The 9,032-nt window shown below is 48.8% G+C and carries 9 protein-coding genes; 3 read left to right on the top strand and 6 right to left on the bottom strand.

Annotation, left to right across the window (positions count from 1 at the left end):
- The first annotated feature begins 76 nt into the window (after nucleotides 1–76).
- Entirely contained in the window at nucleotides 77–781 is a 705-nt protein-coding gene (locus BZJ21_RS11830) for a substrate-binding periplasmic protein (RefSeq protein ID WP_077669874.1), read from the top strand.
- 13 nt (nucleotides 782–794) lie between these two features.
- On the opposite strand, the gene BZJ21_RS11825 is transcribed toward BZJ21_RS11830, so the two are convergent.
- The 4 genes from BZJ21_RS11825 to BZJ21_RS11810 all read right to left on the bottom strand — a co-directional run bounded on the left by BZJ21_RS11825 (nucleotide 795) and on the right by BZJ21_RS11810 (nucleotide 5,172).
- On the bottom strand, nucleotides 795–1,991 hold the full coding sequence (locus BZJ21_RS11825) for an acetate/propionate family kinase (RefSeq protein ID WP_201788223.1): 1,197 nt from the start codon (nucleotides 1,989–1,991) through the stop codon (nucleotides 795–797).
- Nucleotides 1,992–1,997: 6 nt separating this feature from the next.
- Nucleotides 1,998–3,419 carry a bifunctional enoyl-CoA hydratase/phosphate acetyltransferase gene (locus BZJ21_RS11820; protein ID WP_077669872.1) on the bottom strand — a complete coding sequence of 474 codons (1,422 nt, stop codon included), beginning with the start codon at nucleotides 3,417–3,419 and terminating at the stop codon, nucleotides 1,998–2,000.
- Nucleotides 3,420–3,462: 43 nt separating this feature from the next.
- Nucleotides 3,463–4,236 carry an enoyl-ACP reductase FabI gene (gene fabI / locus BZJ21_RS11815; RefSeq protein ID WP_077669871.1) on the bottom strand — a complete coding sequence of 258 codons (774 nt, stop codon included), beginning with the start codon at nucleotides 4,234–4,236 and terminating at the stop codon, nucleotides 3,463–3,465.
- Between the two features lie 348 nt (nucleotides 4,237–4,584).
- Nucleotides 4,585–5,172, bottom strand: coding sequence for a nucleoside triphosphate pyrophosphohydrolase family protein (locus tag BZJ21_RS11810; protein ID WP_021023764.1), 588 nt, complete (start codon nucleotides 5,170–5,172; stop codon nucleotides 4,585–4,587).
- Nucleotides 5,173–5,392: 220 nt separating this feature from the next.
- Between BZJ21_RS11810 and BZJ21_RS11805 the strand changes: the two genes are divergently transcribed.
- Nucleotides 5,393–5,902, top strand: a complete 510-nt coding sequence (locus BZJ21_RS11805; protein ID WP_021023765.1) for an outer membrane beta-barrel protein — start codon at nucleotides 5,393–5,395, stop codon at nucleotides 5,900–5,902.
- 92 nt (nucleotides 5,903–5,994) lie between these two features.
- Here the strand turns inward: BZJ21_RS11805 and BZJ21_RS11800 are convergent, their stop codons facing one another.
- Both BZJ21_RS11800 and BZJ21_RS11795 read right to left on the bottom strand, forming a co-directional pair.
- Entirely contained in the window at nucleotides 5,995–6,741 is a 747-nt protein-coding gene (locus tag BZJ21_RS11800) for an SDR family oxidoreductase (RefSeq protein ID WP_021023766.1), read from the bottom strand.
- A gap of 16 nt (nucleotides 6,742–6,757) precedes the next feature.
- Nucleotides 6,758–8,353: a methyl-accepting chemotaxis protein gene (locus tag BZJ21_RS11795; RefSeq protein WP_077460856.1), complete on the bottom strand. Its 1,596-nt coding sequence runs from the start codon at nucleotides 8,351–8,353 to the stop codon at nucleotides 6,758–6,760.
- A 338-nt stretch (nucleotides 8,354–8,691) separates the two neighbouring features.
- On the opposite strand from BZJ21_RS11795, the gene BZJ21_RS11790 reads away from it, so the two are divergent.
- Nucleotides 8,692–9,027: a hypothetical protein gene (locus tag BZJ21_RS11790; protein ID WP_077669870.1), complete on the top strand. Its 336-nt coding sequence runs from the start codon at nucleotides 8,692–8,694 to the stop codon at nucleotides 9,025–9,027.
- Nucleotides 9,028–9,032 lie beyond the last annotated feature (5 nt).

Raw genomic sequence — 9,032 nt, 5'->3', positions numbered from 1 at the left:
TTACTGTGACTCTTCCTGAGATCGCAGGGTCTTTGACGTCTCGTATTAACGATAACTTTCAGATGTTCAATCATGCATCTTCAAGTTAATTGGGTATATATATGCAATACCGCATTGGCCACCATGGAGTGATACCAGTGAGTATCCCTACCAAGGTATTGATGTTGATGTGGTTAATGCTTTAGCGAACAAGATCGCTGTTGATGTAGAAACCGTTCAATGTGCATGGAAACGATGTCTGCGTTTGTTAGAAACGGGTAAAGCAGATATCGCGACAAATGTACTGAAGCGAGCCTCTAGAGAGCGCTATCTTTATTATCTTTCGCCGCCTTATCGAACCAATCTCATATACGCTTTCTATACTCACAAAGGCAGTATGATATCGATTAAACATCAATCTGATTTGTACTCTTACTCAGTGTCACTCGAACGAGGCGCCAGCTTTACATCCGATTTTGATAACGACTCGAATATTACTAAACGCCCTGTTAGTCAAATAGACTTTGCGATTAAACAATTAATCAATCAACGTGCAAGTGTGGTGATTGGCGAAAGTCATCAAATTGACTACATGGTGGCGAAGTTCGATCAAAACGATGTGCTTGAAAAGCAGCCTTTGACCTACTCCGAAGCCCTTGAAAGTTACATTGTCCTAAGCAAAACGTCATCAAATTCGCATTTAAAAAAACAGCTTACCGATGCGCTGAAACAACTGGTCGCATCGGGAGAGATAACAGAGATTATAGATAACCATAGCCGCAAAGCTACTCGCACTGACTAACGATTGTTCGTGGTTATTCCATATCGATCATCGCTACGCAATCCATCGCGATCACGCGTTCTTCATCGGTCGGGATCACCCAAACGCCCACCTCACTGTCAGCGGCTGAGATACAGATTTGGTTCAGTTGATTCGCCGATGCATCTAACCTGATGCCAAGCCAACCACATTGGCGCACGACACTGTCTCGTACGGGTGCTGCATGCTCGCCAACACCCGCCGTAAACACCAAATGATCGAGTCCTCCCAAGGCGGCAGTCAAACTCCCGATCTCTCGGGCGATACGATAACAATAATGGTCGATCGCCTGCTGGGCTCTGGGTTTATCACTACGTAATAATGTTTGCATATCACTGCTGATCCCAGACAAGCCTAACAGGCCAGACTCCTTGTAAAGGAGTTTGCTTACCTCAGCGACCGTCATTCCTTCTTCACCGATGAGGTGTAAAACCAATCCGGCATCAATTGCGCCACAGCGCGTCCCCATGGGTAACCCTTCTAGCGCTGTAAACCCCATGGTCGATGCAATACTCTGTCCTGCTTGGATCGCACATAAGCTGGCACCGTTACCCAAGTGGGCCACAATCACACGTGCTTGGGGATCATAATTAGGAATCATGGAAGGTAAGCAACGGCAAATATAATCATAGGAAAGCCCATGAAAACCGTACCGTTGAAAGCCGCGATCGTACATCGCATAAGGCAACGCAAATTGGCGAGCCTCTAAAGGCTGCTTCGCATGAAAGGCGGTATCGAAGCAGGCAATTTGAGGCGTACCTGGCAATCGCTCGTCTAGCGCTCGAATGGGTGCGAGGCTATAAGGTTGATGCAATGGCGCCAAAGACGTCAATGCGTCCAGTAGCGTCACTTTATCCGGGTCCAGGCGGGTGGCGCAATCATAGTGCATCCCCCCATGAACCACACGATGTCCGACCGCAATGAGGCGTTCGAGCACATTATGCTGCCCTAACCAATCGAGTAACGACATAATAGCCGCCTGATGATCGTTGGCCTCAGCCGGAGCAGTGGCATAGGCATGATTCCCGGCATGCATGATCACCGCGGTTCGTTCTGTCCCTAGTCCAGAGAACTGCCCCCGAAATACACACACTTGCTGATCCGTGTTGTCAGAATTAGACATTGCGCCAGCGTCGAACAACGCAAACTTTAGGCTCGACGAACCACTGTTGATTACGAGTATATTTTTCATCATCCACTAGACACGCGACTTATCGAGCGATTTTCGTTGATAGTCCGCCAGTAATAACGCTAGCGCGCTTGACGCAATTCGCGTTAAAGCGTCATCGGCTCGACTGGTTAACATAATGGGCACTCTTGCGCCCACCACGACACCGGCGCCTTTGGCATCGGCAAGATAGCTGAGTTGTTTCATCAGCATGTTGGCCGCTTCTAGGTCGGGAGCCATCAAGATATCAGCACGCCCTGCCACTGGCGATTCAATACCTTTTGTTGCACGCGAGTCCTCAGAAACGGCACTATCAAAGGCCAGTGGACCATCAAGGATCCCACCCGTGATCTGACCACGTTCAGCCATTTTGCACAGCGCGGCAGCATCAATCGTCGCATTCAACTTCGGATTAATCGTTTCAACGGCTGACAATATGGCCACCCGCGGATGGGCGTTCCCGATCGCATGCGCCAGCTCAATCGCGTTTTGAATGATATCGCGCTTTTGCGCGAGCCCTGGGTAAATATTGATCGCAGCATCGGTAATAAATAACGGTCTTGGATAGGTCGGAACATCGAATGCCATTACATGGCTTAAACAACGTTCAGTACGCAATCCTCCCTCACGTTTGACAACCTCGTGCAACAGTTCGTCAGTATGCAACGCACCTTTCATTAATGCTTCAATTTGACCCGCTCGTGCCATTTGCACGGCGCGCTCTGCAGCCGCGTGACTATGCGGAGTATCGACAATTTCGAAGTCCTGAATATCCACTTCGGCGGTGTCTGCAGCGGCGAGAATTTTATCTCTTGGCCCCACCAGCGTTGGAATGATTAGTTGCTGTTTTGCCGACGCAACCGCGCCACGAATAGAACTGTCATCAACGGGGTGGACAACCGCCGTATGCATGGGATCAGGATGATCCGCTGCGGTAAGAATCGCGTGTAACTGCCCGCGCTCAGACAAGCGCACTTCTGGCATGACTGTCCGTTGACGGCTTACTTTTTTAGTGGGGGCTAATACGCGTGCTTCGCCTTCGATGACGGTATCGCCGCGTTGATTTTCGCAACGACAGGCAAACACAATATGATGGCGTTTATCGTCCATTTGGTCGACGCGTACGATTACTCGAAGTACGTCGCCAAGCATGACCGGTGCTTTAAAGGCCAACGTTTGGCCTAAATAAACCGTCCCAGGCCCGGGTAACTTGGTACCGAGCACCGTTGATATCAATGCGCCGCCCCACATGCCATGGGCAATAATCTCTTGGAAACGGCTGCTTTTGGCAAAGTCATCATCCACATGAGCAGGATTGACATCACCGGACATTATCGCAAAAAGCTTAATGTCCTCCATGGTTAAACGTTTTTCTAAAAACGCCTCATCACCGATTGAAATTTCATCGTACGTCTTATTCTCGATGACCTCCTCGTTATGTGTCCCTGTCATAGTAAGCTCCTTAATCGTCTATAACGTCGAAAAATACGCTGATTTAAAAACGAAGATGATGACCGGCGTCGACGTAGTGCGTTAGCCCTGTCAGTACACGCCCTGCATCAGCGGTAAGGTAAACAACCGCATTCCCCACATCCTGTACCGTTGCCAGTCGACGTAACGGCGATCGCGTTTCACCGTCTACCGCCAACGCTTCAAATTCTTTTAATCCAGAGGCGGCACGCGTACGAATTGGGCCTGGAGAAATGGCATGAACACGGATACCTTGCGGCCCAAGTTCAGCGGCGAGATAGCGCGTGGTCGATTCGAGCGCGGCTTTAACCGGTCCCATCAAGTTGTAATTATCCACGGCTTTTTCTGCGCCATAGTACGACATGTTAAATAATGTGCCCCCAGCTGACATAAGAGGCTCTGCCCGCTTAGCCATGCGAATGAACGAATGGCAGGAAATATCCATCGCGAGCGAAAAGCCTTCTCGAGAGCAATCCACCACCCGACCGTGTAAATCATCTAACGGCGCAAACGCGATCGAGTGAACAACAAAATCAATCCGCCCCCATTTTTCTTTGGCACGCGCAAATAGCACATCCAATTGGTGGTCATCTTGCACATCACACAACATCATTTCAGGATCCCCCATTGACGGCTTCAGGGGGGTGACAAAGCGCTCTGCCTTAGGTGACCCATACGTCACCAGTACGTCTGCGCCTGCTTGGTGTAACGCTTGGGCGCAGCCAAAGGCAATGCTATTTTCATTCGCCAGGCCCGCCACAATGCCGACTTTACCTTCAAGTGAGAAAGGATGTTCCACGATGTTCTCCCTAGATTTATAACGAAAGCGTGAGCCGCTCCACGTGAGGCGTTCAACACATAGAGCAGTTACACTAAAAAATGTGCTGCCTACTTTAGAGGACTCACAAGCTTTTAACTTAGACCCAAATCAGGACTAAAGGCAAAATTATAGATGAAATGAGAAGCAATCTTTGTAAGAAAACAAGACACTTTTGCAAAACTTTAATGACAAGCCTGCACAATAGGCTCAATGGAGAGCTTTTACTCAATTTAAGTAGGCGTGTGATAAATGAGCTCTGAGCCCATGACGAAAAAACGCCGCTTTTTATAGAAAAAGCGGCGTTATGCTAGCGTATATCGCGTGAATTTAAGCCAATTCGGCCATTACACATTTTGCAAGATCTGCTGGGCGATAGTACACGGACTTCATGACCTTGCCTTGACGAATCAATTTACCGTCAACCGTCACATCTGTTGCGCATTTGGCAATAATCCCGTCATCTTTGGGGCTTGCCACAACCTCAATGCCTTTTTTCTCATAGTAGGCTTGGGTGTCCGCGAACGCCTGCGCATCGCGGCAAACTTTACTCATATTACTGCTATGCACTTCGTCCCAACAGGTTATGAAATCGATCCCGAGTCGATTAGCAATTTGCAATAAAATATCAACCATATAACTGACTTCAAGTTGATCACGATACCCGCGCGACCCCATCTGTACGGCGCGTCCCATGAGGACATAAACACTGTCGACGATAGCATCAACTTGTTCAACCAGTGAGTCAGCCTCAGCCAGTTCGGTCATCTCCTCAACCGCCAATGCCGTATGAAGATCATCTGCTTTGTCGTCTAATGAGGTTGGATCGTTACAAGGCAAGTCAAACGTGATTCGAAAGGCTTCAATATCACGGTAAAGGTGGTCGTAAATCGCTTGATCGAGAACTGCAAATTTCATGTTTAAAGCCCTTTGAGAAACAAACACGCATGGCGTCATGCTGGTACACAAGGGGCAATACAATAGCACTGCTGGCGGGGAGTTAAAATCAATTGCGCAGATTCTTTAATATGACCTAGCGCTACAGCGCAAATATTACTCAAGCTTGGTGTCTGCTCGCCGTTACCGTTTTATAATGAGAAAACACGTCAGGCGAATCTCGGCCAAAAGGATTGTTATTATGACCAAACGCTTATCGCTTGCTACGCTTTGTGCGGGCATGTTACTCGCCACAGCAGCACAGGCCCAAACATCGCCACTCAGTATCGGCGCTAGCGCCAGTGTTACCGATGTTAAATACGGATCTCAAACAGAGACAGGTCACACCTGGGAAGTGAATGGCACGTGGCGGCTGACCGATTATACCAGCCTGTATTCAGGGTATGGTGAAACCAGTGCCGACTTTGATAACGCCAATGGTACAGAAACAACGTTGACGTCCACCTATATTCCCGTTGGCGTACAAGTTAACTTCCCTATGACGATCGGCAGTGTCTACCTGCGTGGTGGGGGAAACTACTATCAAACCGAATTTGGGACGGATAAAGACATCGGTTGGGGCGCCAGCGGAACAGTTGGCTTTGAGTTACAACCGACCGTCGGACCTAAAATGAACTTTGAGCTCACCTATGCCGATCGCGGCGATGCCGAAACGAGCTCCGTGAGTGTCGGTACCAGTATCGGCTTTTAACCGCTCATAGCAGGGTGCCAAACAACGGTCGTTACGATATAGATTATCACCGCGCGACATAACGCGCGGTGATATCATCGAAATACGGCAGACTACATGCCACCAGCAACATCAAATAAACTACCCGTCGAATAAGATGCATTATCTGACAGCAGCCAAGCAATCATTTCTGCTACTTCCAGCGTCGACCCCCCACGACCAAGCGGGATATTATCAGCCACACGCGCGACACGATCAGGCTCTCCTCCTGCCGCATGCATATTGGTATCAATTGGACCTGGGCGCACTGCGTTGACACGAATCCCTTCACGGCCCACTTCTTTCGCTAGCCCCATAGTCAGTGTGTCTAATGCGGCTTTGGTCGCGGCATAATCAACGTATTCATTGGGTGATCCGGTTTTAACCGCTGCGGAGGAAACATTAACGATAGCGCCGCCGTTACCACCACGAGATTGCGCCATGCGATGCACCGCCTCTCGGCAGCACAAAAAGGCACTGGTAACATTGGCTTGAAACATCGCGTTGATCCGCTCCGCATCCATACCGCTGACAGACGATTGCGGCAACATGATACCGGCATTATTCACCAATGCGGTGATATTCCCTAAGCGGTTATCCGCTTCACTGAACAACCGCTTGACACCTTCTTCACTCGACACATCGGCCTGAACGGCGATCGCGTTTACTCCAATCGCTTGAAGTTCATCAACAAGCGCAAAAGCAGATTCACTGTTGCTCAAATAGTTGATGCAAATGGCATAACCACGCTGTGCCAATAACTTCGCCGTCTCGCGGCCAATGCCGCCACTTGCCCCGGTTACAATCGCAACTGGATTCATTGCTACTCCTTTTCGCTCATTCTGCTGATACCGGTGGGTAGTATCCCATTCTCACTGCGCCCCAATGTTTACCTGCAACAAAGAGCGGGACAGAAAGGTCATGCATGACTTCACCGGTATCGCGCTTATAGGTTTGCAGCAGCATGGTATCAGTATGTTGCCCACAACGCCTACCTGTACGGTCATCAAATAAGCGTTTAGTCCGGTTACCGGTGATATCTTGCGCATAATCACCGGTTAATGGCTGACAAAAACGTTGATTATGCGTGGGAACATAACCGTTCGTGTCATTGGCTATCACGTAAACAATATTGTCATCGATGTCCAAAATAGGCTCTTGAATCGGCGGTAATAATCGATCACAAAACGTATCGAAACGGGTGGTGTATTTTTGTGGATGCGTATTGGCAATGGGTTGATAGTGGCGGTCAAACAAATCGGAAGGACTAATCTCGCCCTTCGCAAGGGCCTGTTCAAAAGCCGCTTCAATCCGATCTCGACATACACTCGCCGCTTTGAAAAAACGCTGATGAGGGCTAGCATCGGAGAGCTCAGCAAAAACCGCATTGGTTTTTTCTGCGGTATCCATTAATCCCTCGGCTTCTTTACTCAAGACCGTGACTTGCTCATCACTGATTTCAAGTCCAGATCGGACCTGTACCAGCGCGGATGCAATTTGCTCTAAACTGGCGCTATTCTGTGATGACCCATGGGCTATCTCTTTTACCGCTTCTTCAACCTGATCGGCTCCCGAAGAAAGCTCGGTTAAAATGTGCCCGACACGCTCAACATTTTCAGTGCCTGACTCGACATCGGATGACAAGGCTTGAATATGTGCCATCACATTACTCGACTCTGCCATAATGTGTTTTATGATTGTCGCGACTTCACTTGTGCTCTGTGAAGTCCGCTGCGCAAGCTGTCGTACTTCATCAGCCACCACCGCAAAACCACGCCCCTGCTCACCAGCTCGAGCGGCTTCTATTGCGGCATTTAATGCCAGCAAGTTTGTTTGTTCGGCGATATCATCAATAACTTGTGCGACGGCACTGACTTTATTGACGTTGGCGTCCAGAGCTTCAATTCGCGCAACCGTTTCGGCGGTTTTTTGGTTAATATCTCGCATCTCAGCAATGGATGCGGTCAGTTCATTTACACCCTGCTGACTAAGATCCCGCATACGAGTCACTTGCTCAACCGATTCAGTCTCGACTTGGCAAGCACGCGAAAGAGTTTGCTCAATATGTTGCGCTTTATCGGTAATCTCTACCACCGCAGAAAACTGCTCTGTCAAACGAGCCGTTAAAATGTCAGAGCGATGCGAGACTTCTGCGGCCGTCATCGCGTTCATTGTGGCACGCGTTGCTAATCGTCCAACGGTTTCAGTAGGAATGTCTAGTGTAGCGTTTTCAACTGCAGATTCTTGCTCGTGTCGCGGGAACAGATAGAGCTTTACGGCAAGACCTATGCCCACAGCTTGACAGGCCAATATCAACACAACCCATGTAAATTGCGCCGATACTACAACCCATCCTCCAAATATAGACAGCGCACAAACGACGCCAAATGCGACCCAAAATCCCATTTTGTTATCCACTACGATCCTTGTCATTTTCCACCTATAATCCTTATCTTTGGAACGGATTAGCACACTCAGTACGCTAAAAACCTAACGGTTACAGACACCTGCTAATACCGAGAGACTTTCAGCCTTGGTCCATTACAGATGCCATATTTTTTGGGTCATCGCGGTGAACACGATCAAATTTAGACTAAAGCCGTATGTCTAACATCTTGGGGATTAACTGTTGCGACGCAGTTGCGATACAAAAATAAATGCGACTCATAAACATCGAGAGTGTCTTTGTATGATAATTACCACAAACGTGATTAAATCCCACGCAAAATGCGCTAAGCTCTCCCTAGATTATTGTTATTAATGAGAGAACCATGATCCCCCATCGACGAATTCGCCAATCGATTCAGGCCTTTTTTATTTTAGTCACGATGAGCTTTTCGCTGGTATGGTTCTCATTAGCGGTGCTGCCAGAAAGCGAACAATTCGCCGTGATTTGGTACGTATCGGCTGCCGGCGCATTCGGGTTTAGCTGCTTTTCAGGCTACGTGAGGCTTGTCGCAGCCGCAGGCTTTTTCACCGGCGTCTTTTATGCCGATACTATGATGGGGATTCCCGCTTCACTCAGTGCCAGCATGGCGGCTGTCAACACTGCAACCGCCGGATTAGGTTTGCACCATTTACCGATTAACGTACAAACGTTACGGTAACCCGT

It is taken from the genome of Salinivibrio costicola subsp. alcaliphilus, assembly GCF_001996185.1.
GTDB classification, from domain to species: Bacteria; Pseudomonadota; Gammaproteobacteria; order Enterobacterales; family Vibrionaceae; genus Salinivibrio; species Salinivibrio costicola.
Note: the sequence above shows the minus strand (reverse complement) of the source record. Positions and strands in the feature narration are given on the sequence as shown.